This window comes from Kaistella sp. 97-N-M2, assembly GCF_021513235.1.
Lineage (GTDB): Bacteria > Bacteroidota > Bacteroidia > Flavobacteriales > Weeksellaceae > Kaistella.
The window spans coordinates 1,142,107-1,167,163 of the sequence record NZ_CP090976.1 but is presented as its reverse complement, the minus strand read 5'-3'; the positions used below and the strand labels follow the sequence as shown (position 1 = coordinate 1,167,163).

The 25,057-nt window shown below is 41.9% G+C and carries 21 protein-coding genes; 15 read left to right on the top strand and 6 right to left on the bottom strand.

Annotation, left to right across the window (positions count from 1 at the left end):
• Nucleotides 1–527: 527 nt before the first annotated feature.
• Genes L0B70_RS05565 through L0B70_RS05555 form a run of 3 tightly spaced genes read right to left on the bottom strand, consistent with a single transcriptional unit; the run spans nucleotide 528 to nucleotide 2,358 of the window.
• A complete protein-coding gene (locus L0B70_RS05565) occupies nucleotides 528–1,085 on the bottom strand; it encodes a nucleoside triphosphate pyrophosphatase (RefSeq protein WP_235143294.1) in 558 nt (185 codons plus the stop codon).
• Nucleotides 1,086–1,097: 12 nt separating this feature from the next.
• On the bottom strand, nucleotides 1,098–1,616 hold the full coding sequence (locus L0B70_RS05560; protein WP_235143293.1) for an HAD family hydrolase: 519 nt from the start codon (nucleotides 1,614–1,616) through the stop codon (nucleotides 1,098–1,100).
• Entirely contained in the window at nucleotides 1,606–2,358 is a 753-nt protein-coding gene (locus L0B70_RS05555) for a Rossmann-like and DUF2520 domain-containing protein (protein ID WP_235143292.1), read from the bottom strand. Before L0B70_RS05555 ends, L0B70_RS05560 begins: the two co-directional genes overlap by 11 nt.
• Before the next feature lie 103 nt (nucleotides 2,359–2,461).
• Here L0B70_RS05555 and L0B70_RS05550 point away from each other — a divergent pair, with 103 nt between their 5' ends.
• The 7 genes from L0B70_RS05550 (at nucleotide 2,462) to L0B70_RS05520 (ending at nucleotide 10,266) form a co-directional block, all read left to right on the top strand.
• Nucleotides 2,462–3,013 carry an RNA polymerase sigma factor gene (locus L0B70_RS05550; RefSeq protein ID WP_235143291.1) on the top strand — a complete coding sequence of 184 codons (552 nt, stop codon included), beginning with the start codon at nucleotides 2,462–2,464 and terminating at the stop codon, nucleotides 3,011–3,013.
• Nucleotides 3,014–3,026: 13 nt separating this feature from the next.
• Nucleotides 3,027–3,575, top strand: a complete 549-nt coding sequence (locus tag L0B70_RS05545) for a hypothetical protein (RefSeq protein ID WP_235143290.1) — start codon at nucleotides 3,027–3,029, stop codon at nucleotides 3,573–3,575.
• A 12-nt stretch (nucleotides 3,576–3,587) separates the two neighbouring features.
• Entirely contained in the window at nucleotides 3,588–4,100 is a 513-nt protein-coding gene (locus L0B70_RS05540; RefSeq protein ID WP_235143289.1) for a hypothetical protein, read from the top strand.
• Nucleotides 4,101–4,346: 246 nt separating this feature from the next.
• A complete protein-coding gene (lepA, locus tag L0B70_RS05535; protein WP_235143288.1) occupies nucleotides 4,347–6,143 on the top strand; it encodes a translation elongation factor 4 in 1,797 nt (598 codons plus the stop codon).
• Between the two features lie 196 nt (nucleotides 6,144–6,339).
• The gene (locus L0B70_RS05530) at nucleotides 6,340–8,037 is read left to right on the top strand and encodes a M14 family metallopeptidase (RefSeq protein ID WP_235143287.1); all 1,698 of its coding nucleotides are present in this window, start codon (nucleotides 6,340–6,342) and stop codon (nucleotides 8,035–8,037) included.
• A gap of 98 nt (nucleotides 8,038–8,135) precedes the next feature.
• On the top strand, nucleotides 8,136–9,875 hold the full coding sequence (locus L0B70_RS05525) for a thiamine pyrophosphate-dependent enzyme (protein WP_235143286.1): 1,740 nt from the start codon (nucleotides 8,136–8,138) through the stop codon (nucleotides 9,873–9,875).
• A 1-nt stretch (nucleotide 9,876) separates the two neighbouring features.
• On the top strand, nucleotides 9,877–10,266 hold the full coding sequence (locus L0B70_RS05520; protein ID WP_235143285.1) for a hypothetical protein: 390 nt from the start codon (nucleotides 9,877–9,879) through the stop codon (nucleotides 10,264–10,266).
• A gap of 42 nt (nucleotides 10,267–10,308) precedes the next feature.
• On the opposite strand, the gene L0B70_RS05515 is transcribed toward L0B70_RS05520, so the two are convergent.
• The gene (locus tag L0B70_RS05515; RefSeq protein ID WP_235143284.1) at nucleotides 10,309–11,190 is read right to left on the bottom strand and encodes a cupin-like domain-containing protein; all 882 of its coding nucleotides are present in this window, start codon (nucleotides 11,188–11,190) and stop codon (nucleotides 10,309–10,311) included.
• Nucleotides 11,191–11,358: 168 nt separating this feature from the next.
• On the opposite strand from L0B70_RS05515, the gene L0B70_RS05510 reads away from it, so the two are divergent.
• Both L0B70_RS05510 and L0B70_RS05505 read left to right on the top strand, forming a co-directional pair.
• The gene (locus L0B70_RS05510; protein WP_235143283.1) at nucleotides 11,359–14,067 is read left to right on the top strand and encodes a TonB-dependent receptor; all 2,709 of its coding nucleotides are present in this window, start codon (nucleotides 11,359–11,361) and stop codon (nucleotides 14,065–14,067) included.
• 31 nt (nucleotides 14,068–14,098) lie between these two features.
• Nucleotides 14,099–14,971: a GLPGLI family protein gene (locus tag L0B70_RS05505; protein ID WP_235143282.1), complete on the top strand. Its 873-nt coding sequence runs from the start codon at nucleotides 14,099–14,101 to the stop codon at nucleotides 14,969–14,971.
• A gap of 48 nt (nucleotides 14,972–15,019) precedes the next feature.
• On the opposite strand, the gene L0B70_RS05500 is transcribed toward L0B70_RS05505, so the two are convergent.
• A complete protein-coding gene (locus L0B70_RS05500; RefSeq protein ID WP_235143281.1) occupies nucleotides 15,020–15,514 on the bottom strand; it encodes a DinB family protein in 495 nt (164 codons plus the stop codon).
• A 133-nt stretch (nucleotides 15,515–15,647) separates the two neighbouring features.
• Here L0B70_RS05500 and L0B70_RS05495 point away from each other — a divergent pair, with 133 nt between their 5' ends.
• The 6 genes from L0B70_RS05495 to L0B70_RS05470 all read left to right on the top strand — a co-directional run bounded on the left by L0B70_RS05495 (nucleotide 15,648) and on the right by L0B70_RS05470 (nucleotide 22,363).
• Complete coding sequence (locus L0B70_RS05495) at nucleotides 15,648–16,544, top strand: GLPGLI family protein (RefSeq protein ID WP_235143280.1); 897 nt, start codon at nucleotides 15,648–15,650, stop codon at nucleotides 16,542–16,544.
• Between the two features lie 117 nt (nucleotides 16,545–16,661).
• A complete protein-coding gene (locus L0B70_RS05490) occupies nucleotides 16,662–16,937 on the top strand; it encodes a ferrous iron transport protein A (protein ID WP_407929698.1) in 276 nt (91 codons plus the stop codon).
• A gap of 40 nt (nucleotides 16,938–16,977) precedes the next feature.
• A complete protein-coding gene (feoB, locus tag L0B70_RS05485; protein ID WP_235143279.1) occupies nucleotides 16,978–19,014 on the top strand; it encodes a ferrous iron transport protein B in 2,037 nt (678 codons plus the stop codon).
• Nucleotides 19,014–19,166, top strand: coding sequence for a hypothetical protein (locus L0B70_RS05480; protein WP_235143278.1), 153 nt, complete (start codon nucleotides 19,014–19,016; stop codon nucleotides 19,164–19,166). Before feoB ends, L0B70_RS05480 begins: the two co-directional genes overlap by 1 nt.
• 127 nt (nucleotides 19,167–19,293) lie before the next feature.
• Nucleotides 19,294–20,676, top strand: a complete 1,383-nt coding sequence (gene glmM / locus L0B70_RS05475) for a phosphoglucosamine mutase (RefSeq protein ID WP_235143277.1) — start codon at nucleotides 19,294–19,296, stop codon at nucleotides 20,674–20,676.
• Between the two features lie 313 nt (nucleotides 20,677–20,989).
• On the top strand, nucleotides 20,990–22,363 hold the full coding sequence (locus L0B70_RS05470; RefSeq protein ID WP_235143276.1) for a tetratricopeptide repeat protein: 1,374 nt from the start codon (nucleotides 20,990–20,992) through the stop codon (nucleotides 22,361–22,363).
• A 171-nt stretch (nucleotides 22,364–22,534) separates the two neighbouring features.
• Here the strand turns inward: L0B70_RS05470 and L0B70_RS05465 are convergent, their stop codons facing one another.
• Nucleotides 22,535–25,054 carry an ATP-dependent Clp protease ATP-binding subunit gene (locus L0B70_RS05465; RefSeq protein ID WP_235143275.1) on the bottom strand — a complete coding sequence of 840 codons (2,520 nt, stop codon included), beginning with the start codon at nucleotides 25,052–25,054 and terminating at the stop codon, nucleotides 22,535–22,537.
• Between the last annotated feature and the right edge of the window lie 3 nt (nucleotides 25,055–25,057).

Below are 25,057 nucleotides of genomic sequence, written 5' to 3'. Positions count from 1 at the left end.
CGGTACCGCCTTTCATTACGGAATATTTCGCGATGGCTTTCAAAGCTTTTGCTTCCGAAATTTCTAAAATGCTTGCCCCAGATTTCGGTTGGTTGTCAGCACCGGAAGAATTATCAAACCTGCCCGGAATTCCCGGCCCGTTGGAATTATTGCCGGGTGGCAGCGGAGCACCATTACCAAAAGCGCCGCCGGAAGCCAGATCGCTGCCCAAAGGCTGTTCCTCATAAGTCAGCAACTGAATGTAGGGCGCATAGAAGTTGTCTTTGTGCGCCTGATCGCGGTTGCGCAACTCGGTTTCGAGAGCATCTTTACTGTTGAAAAGCGTGTTGTAATAGGAGAAAAATCCTTTCATAAAAGTGGAATCATTCGTCTTTTTACGCGTGGAACACGAATTGAAAACGCTGACTGCCAAAAGGAAAAGTATAGTTTTTTTCATTATTTCATAATAACTTTTAAATCTGCATTTTAGTATGGAAATGCCTACTATTTTTGGTAAAAATAATGAAATTTTATTTTTGAAAACCTAGTTATTCAAAATCTTTTAAAACCTCGTACACCAAATGTGTAGGAAGTCCCATGATTGTAAAATAACTGCCCTCAATCTTAGAAACCTTCGCCATTCCAAGCCATTCCTGAATTCCGTAACTGCCGGCCTTATCGAAGGGTTTGTAGTTTTTGACGTAGAAATCGATTTCGGTCTCGCTTATCGCAGCAAAGGTAACAGAAGCGACGTCCGTTTTAGAAATGCTTTTATCCGAACTTCTGATCGTGATTCCCGTATAAACCTGATGCGTTTTTCCCGAAAGTTTCCGGAGCATTTGTTTGGCGTGGACTTCGTCTTTTGGTTTTCCCAAAACCTCGTTTTCCAGCGCAACAATTGTATCTGCGGTGATTAAAACTTCATCGTTTTCCAGGTTTCGAAAAGCATTTGCTTTCAAATCCGAAAGGTAAGATGCTATTTTTTCTGGTGCTAGATTTTCCGGATAAACTTCTTCACAGTCCACGGAAACAACGCTGAAATCATATCCTAAACTTTCTAAGAGGTCTTTTCGGCGCGGAGAATTGGAGGCTAATAATATTTTCATTGTTGAGGCTTTCTAAACGCTCTGCGTATTATCTTCAACCCACTTTCCCTGAATTTTCATCACCTGCTCAATCACATCGCGAACGGCGCCCTTTCCGCCTTCAATCGGCGAAATATAATCTGAAATTTCTTTCACTTCCGGCACTGCATTATTCGGGCATGCTGAAATACCGGAAATTTTCATAATCTGGACGTCCGGCAGATCGTCGCCCATCATTAAGATTTCATCGTTTTTCAGATTGTATTTTGTTTTAAAGTGTTCAAAATCAAGTTCTTTGTCCGGAGATTTTGCGTAATAATCTGTAATGCCGAGGTAGTTGATCCGGTGTCGAACTTCGTCATCATTTCCACCCGTGATAACGCCGATCAAATAATTCTTTTTGAGGGCTTTAACCACGGCATAACCGTCCAGAACACTCATCACGCGGCACATATTTCCGCCGGGCAAAAGGTAAACGCTTCCATCCGTGAAAACGCCGTCTACATCAAACACAAAGGCTTTTATATTTTTCAGTTTCGATTTATAACTCATACATTTTCTTTATCGATTCGTTCAGGGTTTTATAAATTTTCAAATGTTCTTCGTCCGCGATCAACTGTTCGTGAAGCACCAAAACCCTTTCATCATTTCTAACCGCCGGACCGGTTTGCGCCAGTTTGGGTTCAACTTCATAAATTTTTTCCGTCGTTTCTTTAATTAAAGGCAAAAAGTACTCGAAAGGAATGTGCTGCGCATCCGAAATTTCTTTCGCCCGTGCAAAAAGATGATTTACGAAATTGCAGGCGAAAACTGCGGTCAAATGAATGTACTTCCGTTTCTCAAAATCGCTCTTCATTACGTTTGTCGAAATTTTTAAAGCTAAATTTTCCAGAATTTCGAGATCCGGCAAATTTTCCGCTTCTACAAAAAAGGGAATTTCGGAATAATTAAGCGGTTTCGATTTGGAAAAAGTCTGCAGGGGATAAAAACTCGCCTTTCGATAATGGCCTTCCAAAGCTTCTTTGGGCAGAGAACCGGACGTATGTGCCACGAGACAGTTTGTTTTGAGAATTTTCTTCGAGAGGTCCGTAACCGCATCATCATTCACGGCAAGCAGATAAAAGTCGGCATCTTCTAATTTCTCTGTGGAAAACGGAATTTCAAGTTGTGCTGAAATTTCTTTCAAATCTTTTTCATTCCGTCCAAAGACCTGCGCGACAGGAATGTTTTTTTCCGCAAAAGCTTTTGCCAAATGATAAGCCACATTGCCGGAACCAAGGATAACAATCTTCATGAAAATAGATATGAACAAAGGTAATTATTTGCTTTGGACTGAAAATTGAAATACCTATTTAACTTTTAATTAAATTTACCATCAAAACACCGAAAGCATCTCAATGAAGATTAAGGAGACCGAAATTATCGAGTTGATGTCGAGCGATAAAACCCGTGAAAAAGGTGTTCGCGCGATGATGGATGCATATCAGAGTAGGTTGTATTGGCATATTCGGAGGTTAATTGTAGATCACGATCTGGCGCAGGATGTTCTTCAGGACACCTTCATCAAAGCTTACCAAAATTTTCACCAGTTCAAACAGGACAGTCAGCTTTATACCTGGCTTTACCGGATTGCAACCAATGAGGCGCTGCAGCAACTGAACAAAATGAAACGCATGCAGAAGAGCGACGAAGGTTCCGAATATCACCTCCAAAATTTAGTTGCGGAAAATGCAGGCGCAGATGCAGAGGAAATTCAGATCCTGCTGCAAAAAGCCATTCATTCCCTGCCGGAAAAGCAGAAACTGGTTTTTTCGTTTCGGTATTACGAAGATATTCCGTACGAAGAAATTTCAAAAATTCTGGACATGTCTGTCGGAACGTTAAAGACGAATTACCATTACGCCAAACAAAAAGTAGAAGATTATATTAAAGCAAATTATACAGAATAAAATTTTTTCTCTCATGGAAAATTTAGATATAGAAAAATTAGAACGTAAGAATATTTACACAGCTCCCGACGGCTTTTTCGCGGAAATGCAGATGAAAGTTCTGCAGGAGACCGCTCCAAAAAAGCAGGGTAAAATCGTTAAAATGAATTGGGTCTATTCCGCCGTGGCAGCAGTTTCACTGTTATTCGGAATCACATTTTTTGTGACGCAAAATAATGGTGAAACCGAGGGCAACACCATCGACAATCAGTTAGCTAAGGCAGAAAACCGCAGCGCAACATCAACACTGTCAGCCGACGAACCCGAAAAAGAAGCTGTAATTGCGTACAAAACTTTAGGAAACGATTTAACTAATGTTGTCGCAGATCATCAAAAAGAAGACAAAGCGCCGGTAAATGTTTCAGAGAAAACCACAGTGAAATATGCCAAAGAGAGCAAACCTATAGTGTCCCAAAATCCCGAAGTTCAGGTCGATCAGATTCTCGCTAATTTCACCTCCGCAGAGTTGGCAGATTTAGGCAAAAATGCAGAGCAGGACGTTTATTTGGATCTGTATAATTAAAACGAAACACCCATGAAAAAGATTTTATTACTAATGTCCCTCATCTTGGCTTCCCATCAAAGTTTCGCGCAGAACCAGAAATACGACTGGAAAACGATGAAGCCGGACGAAAGAAAACAGATCATCCAAAAAATGAGTCCGCAGCAAAGGATGTCGCTCCTGCAGCAGTTTCGGGAAAATATGATGGTGTCGGAGCTGGAAGTTCCCAAAACCAATGAAGAGGAGTTTAAGACGCTGTACGCGGAATATCAGCAAAAGCAAAACGAGATCAAAAGCAAGTTCAAGCCTTCCGGAAATTACGACAATATGAGCGACGACGAAGCCAAAAAACAGATCGACGAAAGTTTCGAGATCGGTCAGCAGCTCCTGGACAACCGGAAAATCTATTGCGAGAAGTTCATGAAGGTCATCAAACCCCAGCAGGTTCTCCAGATGTACCAAACCGAAGGCAAAATGCGCAACAAAATATTAGACAAAAAACAAGACGGACAAGGAAATCCGAGTCCGCAGAGAAGGCGACCATAATAGTTTATTTTTTTAATGTTTGAGCGACCTCTGCAGATTATTGTAGAGGTCGTTCTTTTTTGGGCGATCCCCTTTCCATCGCTTTTCCCGCAACTCGGGTCGGGCTTTCCACTTCAACTCCTCGTGCCTCAGCTTTCCCTGCGCCAACTGCGGGGTTTCCGTTGCAATCCCTATCGCAGCACACCGGCGCAAATTTTCTGCAAAATCCGCCAAAAAACACTAAATTTGCAACCTATCAAGAATTGAATGAAAAACATACGAAACTTTTGCATTATAGCCCATATCGACCACGGAAAATCTACTTTGGCAGACCGCCTTTTGGAATATACCAACACGGTTACCAAAAGAGAGTTGCAGGCGCAAACCTTAGACGATATGGATATCGAGAAAGAACGCGGCATCACCATAAAATCTCACGCCATCCAAATGGATTACGAACTGAATGGCGAACAGTACGTTCTCAACCTCATCGATACACCGGGACACGTCGATTTCTCTTACGAAGTTTCCCGTTCCATCGCCGCCTGCGAAGGTGCGCTTCTCATCGTAGATGCTGCGCAAAGCATTCAGGCTCAAACGATAAGCAACTTATATCTGGCGCTGGAAAATGATCTGACCATCATCCCGGTCCTGAACAAAATAGATTTACCCTCTGCAAACCCCGAAGAAGTAACCGACGAAATTATGAATCTTATCGGTTGCGAATATGAAGACGTTTTGCGCGTTTCCGGAAAAACCGGCGAAGGCGTGCTGGAATTGTTAGAGCAGATCGTGAACAGAATTCCCGCACCCGTTGGGAACGAAGACGGACCGTTGCAGGCCCTCATTTTCGATTCCGTTTACAATCCTTTCCGCGGCATCGAAGCCTATTTCAAAGTCGTCAACGGAAGCATCAAAAAAGGACAGCGCATTAAATTCATGGCGACCAACAAAATGTACGAAGCCGATGAGGTGGGAACATTGAAGTTGAAACAATTAGCCAAAAAAGAAATAAGAACCGGCGATGTGGGTTACATCATTTCCGGCATTAAAGATGCCCGCGAGGTAAAAGTTGGCGATACCATCACCACTTTTGAGAACGGTGCAGAAAAAGCTATTGAAGGTTTCGAAGAAGTAAAACCCATGGTTTTTGCCGGAATTTATCCCATCGAATCCGAAGATTTTGAGGAACTGCGTTTCTCTTTGGAAAAATTACGCCTGAACGACGCTTCTCTGGTTTTCGAGCCGGAAAGTTCAGCGGCGCTTGGTTTCGGTTTCCGCTGTGGTTTCCTCGGCATGCTTCACATGGAAATCGTTCAGGAAAGACTCGACCGCGAGTTCAATATGGACGTAATCACCACGGTTCCCAACGTTTCTTATCACGGTTATACAAAGCGTGATCCGGAGAAAATGATTCTCATCAACAACCCGTCGGAAATGACGGACCCGATGACGATGGACCGCGTGGAAGAACCATTCATCAAAGCTTCCATTATTACCAAATCCGATTTTGTCGGCTCCGTAATGACCTTATGTATCGAAAAACGCGGCGAAATCGTTACCCAAAATTATTTAACTGCAGACCGCGTCGAAATGGTTTTCAATATGCCTTTGGCAGAGGTTGTTTTCGATTTTTACGACCGTTTAAAATCCATTTCCAAAGGATACGCCTCCTTCGATTACCATCCAATCGGCTTTCGCGCTTCCAGATTGGTAAAGATGGATATCCTCATCAACGGCGATATGGTGGACGCGTTATCTTCTCTCATTCACGAAAGCAATGCCTATTACATCGGCAAAAGAATGTGCGAAAAGCTGCGCGAACTCATTCCGCGGCAACAGTTTGATATTGCCGTTCAGGCAGCACTTGGCGCGAAAGTAATCGCCCGCGAAACCATCAAAGCTTTACGAAAAGACGTTACCGCAAAATGTTACGGTGGCGATATTTCGCGTAAAAGAAAACTTCTGGAAAAACAAAAAGAAGGCAAGAAGAAAATGAAACAAATCGGTCGGGTAGAGGTTCCACAATCTGCATTCATGGCGGTTTTGAAGCTGAACGATTAATATTTTTTGGGCGCCTGTTTCCGCCCTCCGTTCCCGCTTTTTTTTGTTCCGCTTTGCGGCCCAAAAAAAGAGCTCCACTCAGGTCGGGGCGCAGATTTTCGCTTCTTTAAAATTTCGGTCAATATATATAATTCCTGGATTCGTTCAGGAATTTTTTATTTAAATTCGTTCTCAACTTAAATTACAACTGAATCCCATGAAATTTCTATCGGCACTTCTCCTTTTTATTTCCGCCTCTGTTCTCTCCCAAACCCAGCTCCAGACCCCTTACGAAAAAGGCAACGGCAACCAAACCACAACGTACGCGGAGATGGTGAGCTTCTACGAGGAGCTGGCGAAAAATTTTCCCACCATCACGGTAGAATCTTTTGGCACCGACGATAATGGCGAACCGATTCGTGTCGTGATTTATAATGCATCGGCAGATAAAAACAGACCAACAATCCTTATCAATAACGGAATTCATCCCGGCGAACCCGACGGCATCGATGCAACAATGATGATGATGCGCAATTTTGCCACGGGAAAAATTAAAGTTCAAAACTTAAAGATTGTCGCCGTCGAAGCCTACAATATTTCCGGCATGTTACGCCGCGGAAAATACAGCCGCGCCAACCAAAACGGTCCGGAAGAATACGGTTTCCGCGGAAACGCCCGGAACTACGATCTGAACCGGGATTTCATCAAAAACGATACAGAGAACGCGAAGGCCTTCCAACAGATATTCCAGCATTTTAAACCGATTTATTTTATTGACAATCATGTGTCCAACGGCGCCGATTATCAATATTTGTTCACTTACATTTCGACGAATAAGGAACGTTTGGGAAAAAAACTGGGAAACTATTTCAACCAAAAGATGCAGCCGGCAATATTACAAAATCTGGAAAAGCAGGGGATCTTAACAACGCCTTACGTTAATATCCATGGCGATTCGCCCGACGAAGGTTTTCCCGCTTTTATGGATTCGCCGCGCTACGCTACAGGTTATACGGCACTTTTCAACACGATGGGAACCGTGGCGGAAACGCATATGCTGAAGCCCTACAAAGACCGCGTTCTCGCAACCTATGAAAACATGTTGAGTTCCATTAAGTACACGGAAAAAAATTCAGAAGAAATTCAAAAATTGATGGCAGAAAGCCTGCAGGATTATCAGCCGAAAATGAAATATGCAATCCAGTGGAAACTGGACAGTACAACTTTCAAAATGATCGATTTTAAAGGCTACGAAGCCGGAAAAAAAACAAGTGAGGTTTCGGGAAAACCCCGGCTTTTCTACGACAGAAACAAACCTTTCACCAGAAAAGTAAAGTTTTACGATAACTATATTCCTGCGAAAGAAATCGCCATTCCGGCCTATTATGTCATCCCAAAATCGGAACGTAAGGTTGTGGAATATCTGAAGAAGAACAATATTCAAACCAAACAAATTCAGCAGGATTCTACCATTTTTGCGCAGAAATATACCATTTCAGCATATAAAACGGTGAAAAATCCTTACGAAGGTCATTACGTCCATTATGATACGCATGTAAAATCCGAAACCAAAAACCATCACTTCCAAAAAGGAGATTTTTTGGTTTCTACAAAACAAAACGGCGTGAAATATCTGCTGGAAACTTTGGAGCCGGAAGGCACCGATTCCTTTTTTAACTGGAACTTTTTCGATGGAATCTTGGGGCAGAAAGAATATTATTCCGATTATGTTTTTGAAGATACCGCTGCAGAACTTCTTAAAAAAAATCAGGTTTTAAGAACCGCTTTTGAGTTTGAAAAAGTGGCGAACCCTGAAATGGCAAAGGATGCAAGGGTGCAGCTGGACTGGATCTACAAACATTCCGATTATTACGAAGGAAGCGTCGCCGCCTATCCGATTTTCCGGATTTTGTAAATGACCTCAAATTCTAGCTTCAGTGAACGGAATATTAAAGGTTTTCGTCTCTAATTCGGCATTGTTTTTTCATCAGGATAAATTCTAAATGTAAAATTATGTCAAAAAATGTTTCAGATCTCTTAGTTGAAAATCTTTATAATGCAGGGGTGCGCCGTGTCTATGCAATCACAGGCGACAGTCTTAATCCTGTGAACGATGCCATCCGGCGCGACGGACGACTGGAGTGGATTCACGTTCGGCACGAAGAAGCAGGCGCTTATGCTGCTTCGATGGATGCCGAACTGAACGGTATTGGATGTTGCATGGGAAGTTCCGGACCGGGCCACGTGCATCTCATCAATGGTTTGTATGATGCAAACCGCGCGGGAAATCCTGTTATCGCCATTGCAAGCACCATCGAAACGACGAAAATGGGACAGGATAATTTTCAGGAAACCAATCCTTTCTACTTATTTCAGGATTGTTCCAAATTTGTTTACGTCGCCAACACGCCAAAGCAGTTTTCGCATATGATCCAGACGGCCATCCAGACAGCCATCTCCGAAAAAGGTGTGGCGGTCCTCGGATTGCCCGGCGATGTTGCTTCTGCAAAGGCCGAAGAAATTGTTACTTCTACGCAAAATTATTTTACGAAATCGGTTTTTCGTCCGACGGAGGAAAAATTGGATGAACTCGCGGAACTTTTAAATTCAAACAAAAAAATCACACTTTTTTGCGGTCACGGCTGTAAAGATGCCATCGAAGAAACCAAAACACTCGCCAAAGTTTTGAAAGCTCCGATGGGCTATTCTTTCCGCGGAAAAATATTTTTCGATACCGAAGATAACGAACATGCGGTGGGAATGAACGGCCTGCTCGGGAACCCTTCCGGCTACGAAGCCTGCAACAAGGCAGATGTTCTGTTTCTTTTAGGCACCGATTTTCCTTATGTTGAGTTTTTACCGGAAGACAATAAAATTGTGCAGATCGACCTTAAAGCCGAAAGGATTGGCAGAAGAGCAAAAGTAGATTTTGGGTATGCCGGCGACATCAAAGATACACTTACGGCATTGTTGCCAAAACTTAAAGAAAATGCGGACGGTTCGTTTTTAAAAGAAATGCGCGAAGCCTATCAGAATTCCGAAGAAAGCTTGCAGAATTTTGCCGACAAGCAAGGCGATAAAGGCGAAATTCAACCCGAATATATCGCTGAAATTATTGACAACTTGGCGACGGATGATGCCATTTTTACGGTCGACACCGGAATGACTTCTGTTTGGGCGGCACGATTTATCAAAGGAAAGAAAAACAGATATCTTACGGGTTCCTTCAATCATGGTTCCATGGCTAACGCAATGCCGATGGCGATTGGCGCAGCAGCTTCACGCACAGGAAGACAGGTGGTTGCAATGTGCGGCGACGGCGGTTTATCCATGTTGATGGGCGACTTGGCGACGGTTATGCAGTATCAGTTTCCAATCAAAATCATTGTTTTCAACAACCGCTCTCTGGGCATGGTGAAACTGGAAATGGAAGTGGAAGGTTATGTAAACTGGCAGACCGATATGGTTAATCCGCCCTTCGATAAGATCGCAGAACTTATGAATATCCGCGGTTTCGAGTTGAAAGACCCTTCAAAAGCAGAAAGTTCTTTGAAAGCATTTTTCGACCACGACGGGCCGGCTTTAATAAATATTTATACTGATCCGAGCGCATTGGCAATGCCACCGCACATCGAAATTTCTCAAATGAAAGGTTTCGTTGTATCGATGATGAAAAAAGTCGGTTTAGGACGATTTAAAGAAATTGGAGATTCTATTTCGTCCAATGCAGGGCACATCAGCGAAATTCTTTAAGATGAAAAATTTTCTGCGAATTGCTTTAGGCGCCTTTATGCTATTGGCCGGAATCGGTCATATGACGTACGCGCGCGAAACTTTTCAGGCGCAGGTTCCGGACTGGATTCCTTTTTCGAAAGATTTCGTGGTGTTGGCCTCCGGCGTTGTGGAGATTCTGTTAGGCCTCGGTATAATCTTTCTTAAAAAATACCGGATGCATGTCGGTTTCGCCCTGGCGGTTTTTTACATTCTTGTTTTTCCCGGAAACATCGCGCAATATACCGGGCATCGCGATGGCTTTGGCTTAAATACAGATACCAAAAGACTAATCCGCCTCTTCTTTCAACCTGTTTTAATTTTTATCGCGCTGTATTCCACCACTGCGCTGCAACTCTTCAAAAGAAAATAACATGAAAAAACGCTTTTAGGAAAATTCTAAAAGCGTTTTTATTTATTTTGGAAGACCATTTTTCAGCGCATATTCGGCTCTTTGGATGGCTTTTTTCTCTTTCCAGTCCATGTATTTATTCTTAAATTTTCCTTTCATAAAGTTATCTAAGTTTCGCTGAACCGTTAAATTCCAAAGCGAATGCGCCTTAACACTCCAGGACCGGTCCCAGGCTCGCTGCGAAATGGAAAAACTTCCGTCCAGATAGCGCATATAGTGCCACCAGCCTGTGGGCATAAATAAAGTGTCGCCATGTTCCAGAAAACACTCAATGCCTACCACGCCATCCAAGGCGGGAAATTTTTCAAAATCCGGATTGGAGATATCGTAATCTTCCAGTGCATAGGTGGCGTAAGGGATTTGATAAAGGCGGTCTTTCCATTTATAATCGAAAAGCAGAATGTGCTTCCTGCCGTTAAAATGCGTGTGAAAAATATGCGCCATATCAATATCATAATGCAGAAAGGTTTCCGAACCCTTTCCGCCAAAAAACATATTCGGATATTTATCTAAAAAGCCACCCATTAAATCTTTCGGCGAAATATAATCCTCCAAAAGTTTAGGAGCTGTCTTAATGGGATCAAAAAGAAAAATTCGAAGATCTGTCGGTTTTTCCTTGATGAGATCGATGTAATCTGTAAACTTCATCTTCGTTGCCGACGAATTGATTGGCGCAGAAGGATCTGCCTTGGAGGAATCGTAAAGGGGAACTTCCACATCGCCCACCATCTCTTTCATGTACTCCATGGTCCATTTCTGGTACGCGGGCCAATTTTTTGCCATGTTTCGAAGCACCACCGGCTTTCTTGGAAGTAAGTATTTTTCCCGAAACTCTTCCTTCGAAATGTCTTCTACCACATCAATTGGCGTTAAATGAAGTCCCATATTAATAAATGTTAAGTGACAAAAATAGGAAAAACTATTTTTAAGTGCTGAAAAAATGATAGTTTTTATCAATGCCAATGCCGGCTTGAACGAAGCCTCGTTTATCGTGCCCAAAGGGTATTCTGTAACAAATATTCCGAAAGGAGTACTAATTTCAAAAACAAATTCATGAGAGCACTTTCCACTTTTTTCTTTGCCTTTTTCTTTGCAATTCTCGCAAATGCCCAATCTGTAGTTACGGGAAAAATTACCGATGCGGACGGACAACCAATTCCGAGTGCCAGTGTAACCGTTGAAGAACAGGGAAAAGACGCGATCATGGCTTTTTCCATTTCGAATTCGAAGGGCGAATATAAGGTGACTTTCACTTCTGCCGAACCGAATGTTGATTTAAAAATCAAAGCGTTCAACCAAAAACCACTTCTCAAAACCATTAAAAACCAAACGCAGAATCTTAATTTCAGTATGGAGTCTGATGCCACAGAAATTAAAGAGGTAAAATTAAAAACGAAACTGATCACGAAAAAAGGAGACACAATTTCTTACGATTTAAAAGCCTTCGAAAGCAAAGCAGACCGAACATTGGCCGATGTTTTAAAGAAGATTCCGGGAATTGAGGTCAATACCGATGGCACCGTGCTTTATCAGGGCGAACCCATCAATAAATTTTATGTGAACGGAAAAGACCTTATGGAAGGCGGGTACGGAACCATCAACAATTCTTTGCCGAAAGATGCCGTGCAAAAAGTAGAAGTAATGGAAAATCACCAACCCGTGAAAATCCTTCAGGATAAAGTTCCCTCCGAAAATGCCGCCATCAACGTGAAACTGAAAAAAAGCGTAACGATGACAGGCCGGGGCGAAGCGGGAACCGGTTTTGGCGAACCCTGGCTCTGGAACCTAAAGCTGACGCCAATGTTTTTCGGACAGAAAAACCAGTGGGTCGTCAACTATAAAACAAACAACAACGGCGAAACCGTAGAAAATGAGGGGAATATTCTTTCTTTTGGAAACCGGTACGAAGGCAGACGCGGCAACGTTTCCCAAAACGACTGGCTCAGTGTGGAAAATGCCTCCGCGCCAAATCTCCCGGAAAAGCGATATTTGATGAACAATGTGCATTATTTATCGGCCAACCTGCTGACGAATCCCTTCGAAAATAAAGACTGGGAACTGAAAGCCAACGCCAGTTACACGAACAATGCCGTTTCCCGCGAATCTTACACGGAGACGAACAATTTCCTTTATAACACGAAATATTTTACCAATATTTTAAATCATTTTTATACCGACAAAGCGAAAGGCGAAGTCATCTTTACAAAAAATGCAAAAAAAGGATTTTTTAAGAACGTAACGACTTTCTCTCAGTTCTGGAATGCCGACCGCGCCGTTGTGAACAGAAACGATATCTACGGAAACCGCGACGGAGCCGAGGCTATCGAATCGCCGACCTCTTCTTTTCAAAATTCCCTGAGCACCATTATTCCCTGGAAAGAAAAACTCGTTAACTTCATGTCCTACATTAGTTATCAGGATGACCATCAAACGCTGGAGATTACGCCTTCTTCCTATCTTAAATTTAAGGATTTGGATTCTACAAATAACCAGGAGTTTCTTTTCGAAAACACCGATGCGGTGCGCCAAAATTTAAGAATCAAATCTTTGGAGATCAACCATTCCGCAAGCGTTGGATTTTCTGCGAAAAAATGGACCTTCACACCCGAGGTTGGTCTCAACTTTTCCAATGATCAGCTTACCTCCGTGTTTTCGACTGTAACGAACGGAGCCGTTTCGCCTTATGGCGGGGATTACGCGAACGATCTGAAATACACCAATGTTGTTCCTTACGCCTCTTTGGGCGTGAACTACAAAGGCGACGCATGGTTGCTTTACTCGCAGTTTCCTTTCAATTTTAATAGTATCAAAGCAGACGATGCGGAGCGGAACGTTTCGAAAAACATCAATAAACTTACCTTTGAGCCGTCGTTTTACGCGCAATATTCGTTTGCGTCTTTTTGGAAAGCCAGTGCCAGCGCCAATTTGAACTACAATTACGGCAGCACGAGAGACAGCTACGCCGGCTTTATATTTTCGAGTCCAACCTCGCCTTCTGCGATGTCTGCCAACAATCCAATTCCCGAAACGACGTCGAAATCCGCGGGTTCGAAGATTGAATATCGGAATCCTTTGAACAATTTATTTTTTAATGTGAGCTACCGCTACAGCCTCACCAACCGAAATATTATCGGGAATTCCCTTAATGACGGGTCGGGTTTTATTTTAACCAACTTTACGGAGCGCGATAATCAAAGCAATTCCAGTTCAGCAGGTGCAGAAGTGGGAAAATATTTTCCGAAGTTCAAAACAAATGCTTCATTAAGCTTCAGCAATACGCTTTCCAAATCGGATGCTTTAACTACGGACCAGGCCAATACCGAATATTTCTTTGTGAATAAAAATACGTCGCAGAGTGCCGGCCTGAAGTTTAACAACACCTATTTTTCCTGGATGAGTGTGGATTATAATTTATCTTTTTCCTGGAGCCATCAGGTAAATGTGTTTAACAATTCGAAAAACTCCGGCTTCAACCATAATTTGAGCACGTTTTTTTATCCGCTCGAAAATCATACGATTGGTTTTAACTGGGACCAAATCAATTCCGGGAATAATTTAACGAGCTATAACAATGCTTTCTTCGACGTGTCTTACCAATATACGTGGGCCAAAAAGAAGGTTGATTTTGAAGTTAAATGGATGAATATTGCGAACAGAAAAGTTTTCGAAAGATTTTCAACCAATACAACGTCCGACGACTATACCAGAATGCAGTTGCGTCCAAGCCAGGTGATGTTTGCCGTGAAATTTAATTTTAAATAAATTCCGGCTGTTAACTTTAAATTTTAAAATAATGAGAAAATTTGCGCTTCTTCTGGTCTTTTTTGGTTTGATGGTTTCCGCCCAAAAAACACGCGTGATCTATGAATACCGGTTCCGGCCGGATTCCACGAAAGCAGACAGTTTGAAAACCGAGTGGATGTATCTCGACATCGGAAAAAACGGCTCCAAATATTACAGCAAAAGCAGTTTCGAAAGCGATTCTGTTGTTGCCGCAAGCATTAGGAAACAAATGTTGTTGGGCTCCAAAAGCATTTCGGTGCAAAGAAATTCGCAAGGCGGTGAAGTGACGGATGAGGTGGAAAAAACCTATCCGGATTACCGGATTTATTTAATTTCTACGCTGGGAAACGATTCCTATAAAGTGCTGGAAGACCGAAAGCCGCTCTGGAAAATTTCTGCGGAGAAAAAGAAAATCAGCGATTTTGAAGTTCAAAAAGCCACAGCCGAATTTGCCGGACGAAAGTGGACCGCCTGGTTCACGACCGAAGTTCCCATCCAGGACGGACCCTACAAGTTTTCCGGGCTTCCGGGGCTAATCGTACAAATCTCCGACGAAACAGGGAGCCACAAAATGGAACTGAAAGGCATTAAAAAAATGACCGAAATTCCTGCCGAAGAAATCGAGATGAAAGGAAAAGAAATTCCCTTCACGAAGAAAAAACCGCTCGATGTTACGCGCAAACAATATGTAAAACAACTTCAGCAGTACGAAAACGATCCGGTCCAGGGAATGCGCGCAATCCTGTCCAGACCGGATTCCAAAGTAAAAATAAATATAAACGGTAAAGAAATTTCGGATCCGAAAGAAGTACTTCGCGCCATGGAAGAAAACGCGCGGGAGGAAATGCGGCAGAACAATAATAAGATTGAACTTGTGCCCTAAAAAGAGCCGTTTTCGTGGGAAAACGGCTCTTTTGTTTATAAAAAAAAGCTACATCTCGGTATCTGCACTTGGTCCGTAACTGGCCGGCAGCGGCACATCATTTAAGCGGTAGTAAACGCCTAACTGCGCCCGATGATGCGTAATCTGGTTCAACGCATGGCGCATTGCGCTGTATTTGGTGTAATCTGCGATAATCTGATCGCCCATATTCATCGTCCATCTGCCGTCTAAATCTTCCGGACTCATTTTATCGAGTGTGGCTTTAGATTTTTCGTAGTCCTGCTCGAATTTTTCCTGAAGTTCTGCTTTGGTCTGCAGAAAAGTTGGTTGATAATCGCCGGCTGCGAAATCTAACTTTTCCGTTTTCATAATGTATTCGGGCCAACCGAAAATCTCGGCGATGTGGGTAACGAGCGGCATTAATTTCATGCTCTTTTCATGCGGTGCATATTCATTCATTCCCTCCGGGAAAACGTCAAAAAATTTCTTCGTAATATCATACTCTTCTTGAAACTCGGTTTTTAAGGCGCTTAAAGGATTCATAAGAATTTGTTTTGTATAAAGATAGGTAGCGTGGGGGAAAGTTTAGCCTAAGAAAATATTAAAAAAATATAAAATATTCTTAAAACCTGTAACAAATTTTTTACTTTGTTTACTAATGAATAAACCTTTAAAAATGAAAAAATTTTTCACCCTATTTTTACTGACTGCCTTTTTTGCGATTAACGCACAGGAAACGGCGAACAGATTCTTTTACGAACTCACCTTTAAACCGAAAAAAGATTCGGCGAAACTGGACAAAGTAATGATGATTTTAGATATCACGAAAGACAAATCAATTTTCAGAGATTATACCATGGTTGCACAGGATTCCACTTTAAAAATCCAGGTGGAAAATATGCAGAAATCCGGCGTTTTCAAGGATCTTTCGAAAATGGTAACGATGCCGAAGTTTTCCGAAAAAATTTACAAATTTTATCCGGACATAAAAGTTCAATATGTGGAGCGTATTTCCAGCGGTTTCACCCCCATGAATATCGGATATAACGACGATACCAAATTTGACTGGAAAATTTTGAACGAAAAGGAAAAAATAGGAACGTACAATACGCAGAAAGCCACAACCGAGTTTGGCGGCAGAAAGTGGACCGCCTGGTTCAGTTCGGAAATTCCGCTGCAGGACGGGCCTTACAAATTTCACGGTCTGCCGGGTTTAATTGTGAAGATTGAAGACGACGGAAAAAATTATTCCTGGGAGTTGAAAGGCAATAAAAAAGTGAATAACTTTAGCGAAACTACCTATCTCGAAAGCGTTTCTCCCGGCGGAAATGGTGGGAAGGTGCAGGAAATTGGCCGCGATAAATTCGAGAAAACATTCAACGACTTCAAAAAAGATCCTTTTGCGTCGGCCAGACCGTTACTAAAACCGGAGATGATGTCGCAAAAAATGCCCGGTAGCGAAACCACCATTGGTGATATGATAAAGCAACAGGAAAAAATGCTCAAAGATTTTTTCAGTGCGAACGACAATCCCATTGAAATCGACACAGTGAGTACAAAAACTAAAAAATAGAATTTCTTTACACTAATTATATTTTGAAGCCCTGAAGCAAATGATGTTTCAGGGTTTTTTATGAGTTTAATCATTTACGCGGAAACCTTATTTAGATTAAATTTAAATAACCTATATTTGCAGCACAAAATTAAAGAATTGAGAAGAGATATTTCCAACAAATTATGCTGTTTCCCGAAAGACAAATCGGGGAAGATTTTGGGGTACGAAAACGAAGATCTCGTAATGCCCAATAAAATTATAGAGATGGGTCTCTTGCCCGAAACAGTATTCCGAATTCTTTATCAGGCTCCCTTCAAAGGACCTCTTTACATTGAATTTGGCGAGGAAAAAAGCAGAATTGCACTTCGTGAAGAAGAAGCACGCTTTATCATCGTCGAACAGTTAACTTAAAAATTTCCTAATCATTGCATAAATGATTACTGAAGAAAAAATGCAGGAAACTTCAAAAAATAAACAAATTCTTCTTGTCGGAAATCCAAACGTCGGAAAGTCCACTGTTTTTAATTTATTGTGCAACAAAAAGCAAAAAACGGGTAATTACGCCGGCGTTACGGTCGCAAGCCATTCCGGCCATTACGATTACAGGGGCGAATCTTTCGAGGTGATCGATTTGCCGGGTTCTTACAGCGTTTACCCGACTTCTGAGGATGAAGCCATTTTTTCCAAATATTTAATCGACGAACAGCAACATTACGCCGGCGTGGTTTATATCTTAGAAGCGCTGAGCATCAAAAGAGGACTGCTGCTTTTTCAGCAGATTCAGGATTTAGGAATTCCTGCTTTGCTCGTTGTAAATCAAATTGATCAGGCGGAAAGACGCGGCATCAGCATTGATCTGGAGGAGCTTTCGAAAGAACTCAAAGTGACCGTTCTCTCTACCAATGCCAAACAAAATCAAGGCATCGATGAACTTCGTCAGGAAATTTATAAAAACAGCTTCTCCAAATCCGAAAAGGTTTCCTTCGAAATACCGATGGAGCAGAAAGGATTGGTTTTCAAAATTTTAAGCGAAACGAAGGAAGAAAATCAATATAAAGTCTGGACGCTGCTTTCCTCCGATACTTACCTCGGGAAACTGGAAACCGTTCAGGATCAAATGAATGATGATGCAGTTAAATGCCTTGTTCCCAAAAGATTACAAACGCAGGAAACCATCAGACGCTACCAAAATATAGACCGTATTGTTGGCAAAGTTTTATCGAAAAAACCGCAGTTCAAAGAATTATTAACAGAAAAACTGGATAAGGTTCTCGTCCACCGGTTTTGGGGATATATTATTTTCGGCGCTATTTTGCTTTTTATTTTCCAAAGTGTTTTCTTTCTCGCAGAGTATCCGATGAACTGGATCTCCGATTTTTTCCTTTGGCTTTCAACCTTCGCTAATACGCATCTTCCGGAAGGCCCCATCAATTCCTTAATCGCAAACGGAATTATCCCGGGCTTGGGAGGTATTATGGTTTTTGCGCCGCAGATCGGTATTTTACTCTATTTTCTTTATTTACTGGAAGATTCCGGCTATATGGCGCGGGTGATCTTTTTGATGGATCGTTTTCTTCGGCCTTTTGGTTTGAATGGTAAAAGTATTGTTCCGCTTGTTTCGGGAACGGCCTGTGCCATCCCCGCAATCATGAGTACGCGAAACATCGAAAACGTAAAAGAAAGGCTCATTACCATTTTGGTAACTCCGTTTATGACGTGTTCTGCACGGCTTCCGGTATACAGTATCATTATTGGATTAATTATTCCGAACCGATATTTTGGCGGCATCAGTTATAAAGCTTTGATGTTGATGGCGATGTATTTTCTCGGCTTTTTCACGTCGTTAATGGCGTCGTTGATCCTGAAAAAAATCATCAAAAGCAAAGGAACATCTTTCCTTGTGATGGATTTGCCCTCCTACAAAATGCCGCTTTTCGGGTATGATTTTAAACTTGTTCTCGGCAAAGTTTGGGAATTTATTACCGGTGCCGGTAAAATTATTTTTCTGGTCAGCATCATTATCTGGGTTTTCAGCTATTTTGGGCCGAAACAGAAAGAAGATCAGTTTGTCGCCACCGATGTAAAACTGGAGCAGTCTTACCTTGCGAAAATGGGTAAATCCATCGAACCTGCAATCGCACCGCTCGGTTACGACTGGAAAATGGGTGTAGGCATTTTGACGAGTTTTGTTGCGCGCGAAGTTTTTGTCGGCACCATGTCGACGTTGTACAGTTTGGATGAGGACGCACCGGAAGGTCGCATCATCGATAAGATGCGGGCAGATGTTAAACCGAATGGCGAGAAGGTTTTCAATTTCGCAACCGGGATTTCAATTTTGTTTTTTTACGCCTTTGCCATGCAATGTGTCTCCACCTTAGCCGTTGTTTATAAAGAAACCAAGTCCTGGAAATGGACCATGGCGCAACTCGTCGGAATGTCGGGCTTAGCGTACGTCGCTTCATTAATTGTTTATCAAATTTTGAAATAATGGAATCTTCTTTAATTTTTCAGTATATATTGGTCGCCGTAGCCGTTTTGGCTGCAGGATATTACCTGTTTGGGATCATCAAAAAAAACTTTTCTTCCAAAAAATTTAAAAAAGGGAAACCTGGCTGCGATTCAGATTGCGGATGTTCATAAAACGCCGCGGCCATTTTGTCGGTGGTTGCGTTTCATTCACTTTTTTAATTCGTATTTTTGCACCGGAAAAAAACCTGATTATAAAAATTCAATTCGTTTAAACGACGACTTTTAAAAATACTGTTTTATGTCTTTAATAAAATCAATTTCCGGAATCCGGGGAACCATCGGCGGCAAAGTCAACGAAAATTTAACGCCGCTCGACGTGGTAAAATTCAGTTCAGCCTTCGGAACCTGGCTTCAGAATAATAAAAATAAAAAAGATTTAACGATTGTTGTCGGTAGAGACGCCAGAATCTCCGGATCGATGGTGAACTCCCTCGTTACTGCAACCTTGCAGGGCTTGGGGATTCACGTGGTTGATTTGGGACTTTCCACAACGCCCACCGTAGAAATTATGGTACCCGAACTGAAAGCCGACGGTGGAATCATTTTAACCGCATCCCACAATCCAAAACAGTGGAATGCTTTAAAACTTCTCAATGAAAAAGGCGAATTCATTACCGGAGAAAACGGTGCAGAAGTTTTGGCCTTAGCAGAAAGCGAAAATTTCGATTATGCTGAGGTTGATGATTTAGGAAAATATGAAACGCGCGACGACGCTTTCGATATTCACATCCAGCAGATTTTGGATTTGCCTATGGTTGACGCGGAAGCCATTAAAGCCAAGAAATTTAAAGTAGTTGTGGATGCCGTTAATTCTACAGGTGGAATTGCCATCCCGCAGTTACTGGAACATCTGGGCTGTGAAGTTGTGAAATTGTACTGCGAGCCGAACGGACAGTTTCCCCACAACCCCGAGCCTTTAAAAGAGCATTTGGGCGATATCTGCGACCTTGTAAAAAAAGAAAAAGCCGACGTCGGCATTGTTGTAGATCCCGACGTTGACCGTTTGGCTCTGGTTGATGAGAACGGCGATCTTTTCGGCGAAGAATATACTTTGGTTGCTGTTGCCGATTATTTATTGAAAAATAAAAAAGGCGTTGCAGTTTCCAATCTTTCTTCCAGTCGTGCGCTTCGGGACGTCGCAAAAAAGCACGGATCCGAATATTTTGCAAGTGCTGTAGGCGAAGTGAACGTAGTTACTTTAATGAAAGAAAAAAACGCAGTGATCGGCGGCGAGGGTAATGGCGGAATTATTTATCCGGACCTTCATTATGGGCGCGATTCTTTGGTAGGCGTGGCTTTATTTTTGACGCATTTGGCCAAGGAAAACAAAACCGTTTCCGAACTTCGAGCCACTTACCCAAGCTATTTTATGGGAAAGAAGAAGATCGAACTGACGCCGGAGATTGATGTTGATTCGCTTTTAACTAAAATGGAAAAAGAGTATCGAACCGAAGAGGTTTCTACGGTGGACGGTGTGAAGATCGATTTCGAAAAAAATTGGGTTCACTTAAGAAAATCGAATACCGAGCCGATTGTACGAATTTATACAGAAGCTTTTTCGCAGGAAGAAGCCGATGTATTAGGCGATGAAATGATCGCGAAAATAAAAAGTTTGATTTAAAATTCAAACAAATTCATAGTTTAGAAAGATATAAAAATAAGCTGTGACGAAGAAAAACCATCTGTTCCGGCTCGCGGCTGTAATCGAAGTTTGTAGTTCATAAGGTCGTACGTGATTGGCTGTTTTTTAACGATGGTGACTTCAGAACTGATCAACTCTGTTCATTGGCAAGCCGGGATTGGAATTATAAAATTGATAATGTTTATTTTGATTTGGAGAAATAAAATCTTATTTTAGTAATGTTTAATAAAATAGTTTCTTACGATGTTTGCAAAGCAAATTCGAACATTGTAAAGAACGGTGAGAAAATATATTGGAAGAATTTTTTGATAATGAACTTGTAAAGAAGTTCGAAGAAATGGTGGAAAATAATGAGGAATTATACTTCGATACCGAAGAGTATGAAGACATTATTATTTACTATCTGGAAATGGGAGACATTACGTTCGCCGAAATGGCAACGAATTATGCCCTAAAATTACATCCCAACTCCTTAGAATTAAAGATAAAGAAGTTCGAGGTCTTTTTAGAACTCGAAAACTACGTGCAGGCCAAAGAATTAATGCAGGAGTTGAAGGAATCTTCAATGGAAAGCACGGATTTTCTGGTGTGTTGCGCGAAATATTATTCGAATCTGGGGAACCCGCGGCGCGCCATCGAATATTGCGAAAAAGCTTTGGAACTGGAAGAAGAAGAAAATTTTCTGCACAACTTTATTGCCGATGAGCATGTAAATTTAGAAGATCCGTTCAACGCTTTAAAACATTACAAATTGGCTTTAAGTTTCGATCAGAATGACGAATATTCCCTGGAAAATGTAATGTTTACCTACAATCAGCTGAAAAGAAGCGACGAGGCCATCGAGTTCCTAAACGGGTATCTCGACAAGTTTGCTTTTTCCGAAACCGCCTGGTACGAATACGGACAGTTCTACTTCAACCGAAAAAATTACGAAGAAGCCATTAAGGGATTCGATTATCTTTTGGCCATTAATCCACAGTCCGTAGGCGTTTATGCAAACAAAGCCGCGTGTTTTGAAGCCTTGGGAGAATGGCTGAAAGCGGTAGAAGTTTACGAAGAAATGCTGGCCTTGGAATATACCAAATCTTTCACGTATTACAAGATTGGCTTGTGCTACAAAGAAAATAAACAGTGGGTTTTAGCGCTGACCTCGTTTCAAAAATCCCTGCGGGACGACCCGCAGTTTTACCTTTCGATGATGGAGCAGTCCTACATTTACGAGGAAATGGGCAGCATGAAGGAAGCGCTTCATTTTGCCAAAGAGGCGATTTCTTTGAATGATAACAATTTAGATTATCAAAAAAGACTTGCTTTTTTATACATCGATTCCGGAAAGTTTGAGGAAAGTCTGTCGTGCATGAAAACGCTGGTCCATTACGAACCGACGCGCTTTTATAACTGGTACGCCTACTCGGAAGTTTTGATGTTGATCGGCGATTACGAAGACGCCATTACGATTTTGAACAAAGCGACCAAGATGCACAACAGGGCAGAATTGTTCTACCAGCTCAGCAACTGTTATTTCCACCTGAATAACCAGAAAGACGGTCGGAAATCGCTTGCAGTGGCTTTGGATTTAGATCCGAATCTGCTGGAAGATATGAAGCAGAAATATCCTTTTATTAAAGAGGAAGTGGAGAAAAAGAAAAGTAAAAAAAGTAAATAATCAAGAAAAATTTACAAAACGCATCTTTTAAAAGGTGCGTTTTTTTTGTGGCCTGCTTCCCGAAATTCCTTTTCCTGCGGTATTTTTCCGTTTTAAAATAGGAATTTATGTTCCAAAAAAAAACCTTGCCAAAATTAATTGACAAGGTTTCTGTTGAGGTTATAGCAAAATTTATTTTGCTTTCTGCTTTGGTTTCGAAGCATTTCCTTCCAGAGAATCTTTCGCTTCGTTTAATTTTAAAACTACGGTTTCGCCTTCCATCAGTTGTTTGTTCACCAGCATTTCTGCCAACAAATCTTCGATGTATTTTTGAATGGCCCGTTTTAAAGGTCTCGCGCCAAAATCTTTGTCCCAACCTTTCTCGGCGATAAATTCTTTCGCATCGTCGGTCAGTTCCACCGTATAATTCAATTTTTCCAGGCGTTTGTACAACTTTGCCAGTTCCAGATCGATAATTTTCGAGATGTGGTCTTTTTCTAAATTATTAAAGATTACGATATCATCAATTCTGTTCAAAAACTCGGGTGCAAAAGCTTTCTTCAAAGCATTTTCGATCGTACTTCTGGCTCTCGAATCGGTATTTGTTTTCTTCGCGAGGGTTCCAAATCCAACGCCGTCTCCAAAATCTTTTAAATCCCGTGTTCCGATGTTGGAAGTTAGGATGATGATTGTATTTCTGAAATCGATTTTTCTTCCCAAAGAGTCCGTCACGAAACCTTCATCCAAAATCTGGAGCAAAATGTTGAAAACATCTGGGTGCGCTTTTTCGATCTCATCTAAAAGTACTACTGCATACGGTTTTCTCCGAACGGCTTCCGTTAATTGTCCACCCTCTTCGTAACCAACGTATCCCGGAGGCGCACCTACCAATCTCGAAATGGCGAATTTTTCCATGTACTCACTCATGTCGATTCTGATCAATGCTTCATCAGAATCGAAAAGTTCTCTGGCCATTACTTTGGCAAGTTCCGTTTTCCCTACACCCGTTGTTCCGAGGAAAATAAAGGTGCCGATAGGGCGGTTCGGATCTTTCAGGCCGGCGCGGTTTCTTTGGATGGCTTTTACCACTTTTTTCACGGCATCTTCCTGTCCGATTACTTTTCCGTTCAGCATTGTATCCATTTGCGCCAGTTTATCAAGTTCGTTTTTACCCACTTTCGTTACGGGGATTCCACTCATCATGGAAACGACTTCGGCCACACTTTCTTCCGAAACGACTTCTTTCTTTTCTTTCACATCTTTATCCCAGATTTCCTGCGCAAGATTCAGCTCGATTTGTAATCTTTCCTCTTCATCTTTCAGTTTTCTTGCTTCCAGGTAATCCTGTGCTTTTACGGCTTTTTGTTTTTGATCCTTGATTTCTTCGATTTTCTTTTCGTGATCGATTATTTCATTCGGAACTTTCATGTTTTTGATATACACGCGAGAACCGGCTTCATCCATCGCATCGATGGCTTTATCGGGTAAAAAACGGTCGGTAATATATCTTGCCGTTAAATTTACACACGCTAAAATCGCTTCATCGGTGTAAGTGACGTTGTGGTGATCTTCGTATTTGTCTTTAATTTGATGTAAAATTAAAACTGTTTCTTCCACGGAAGTAGGTTCTACCATAACCTTTTGGAAACGTCTTTCTAAAGCGCCATCTTTCTCGATATACTGTCTGTACTCATCTAAAGTTGTAGCACCGATACATTGGATTTCTCCTCGTGCCAAAGCAGGTTTAAACATGTTGGAAGCATCAAGACTTCCGGTGGAACTTCCCGCTCCGACAATGGTGTGCAACTCATCGATGAATAAAATGACGTCGCGGCTTTTTTCGAGCTCGGTCATTATCGCTTTCATCCGTTCTTCGAACTGGCCACGGTATTTTGTTCCGGCAACCAAACTTGCAAGGTCTAGCGTAATCACTCTTTTTCCAAAGAGCACGCGCGATACTTTTTTCTGTTGAATTCGTAAGGCCAAACCTTCCGCAATCGCAGATTTACCCACGCCGGGCTCCCCAATCAGAAGCGGATTGTTCTTTTTTCTTCGCGACAAAATTTGAGAAACGCGTTCGATTTCCTTTTCGCGGCCGATCACAGGATCCAGTTTCCCGTCTCTCGCCAAAGAAGTTAAATCGCGCCCAAAATTATCCAAAGTTGGCGTCTTGCTTTTTCCGGTGCCGAGATTTCCGGTAGGTTTCCGCATCTGGCCGAATTCTTCCCGTTCCTCGTCGTCATCGTAGGCGCTCATTTTAGGATTTTGTCCCGTGTTTTTAAGCATCGCCTGATATTCCTTGCTTACGCTTTCATAATCAATATCATACGAACTTAAAATGTTGGTCGTTGGATCTTCAGATTTATATAAAATGCCTAACAGAAGATGAACGGTATTGATTTCGGAACTTTGGTACTGTCTGCATTCCAGTTCCGAACGTTTTACAGCCTGATCTGCCATTTTGGTGAAAGAAATTTTATCGCTTCCCACCGCTAATGGATTTAAGCTTGTTACCGCTAAAGTTTCTATTTTTCGTTTTATTTGCGTTAAATCTGCGCCCAAACTATTCAAGATTTCCTTTGCCGAATTTTCCGCTTTGATCATTCCCAAAAGGAAATGCTCTGTATTCAGAAATTCGCTCTGCAGACGTCTTGCTTCATTTTTACTGTGTTTGAAAACTTGGTCCAAACCATTTGAAAATTTATGATCCATATT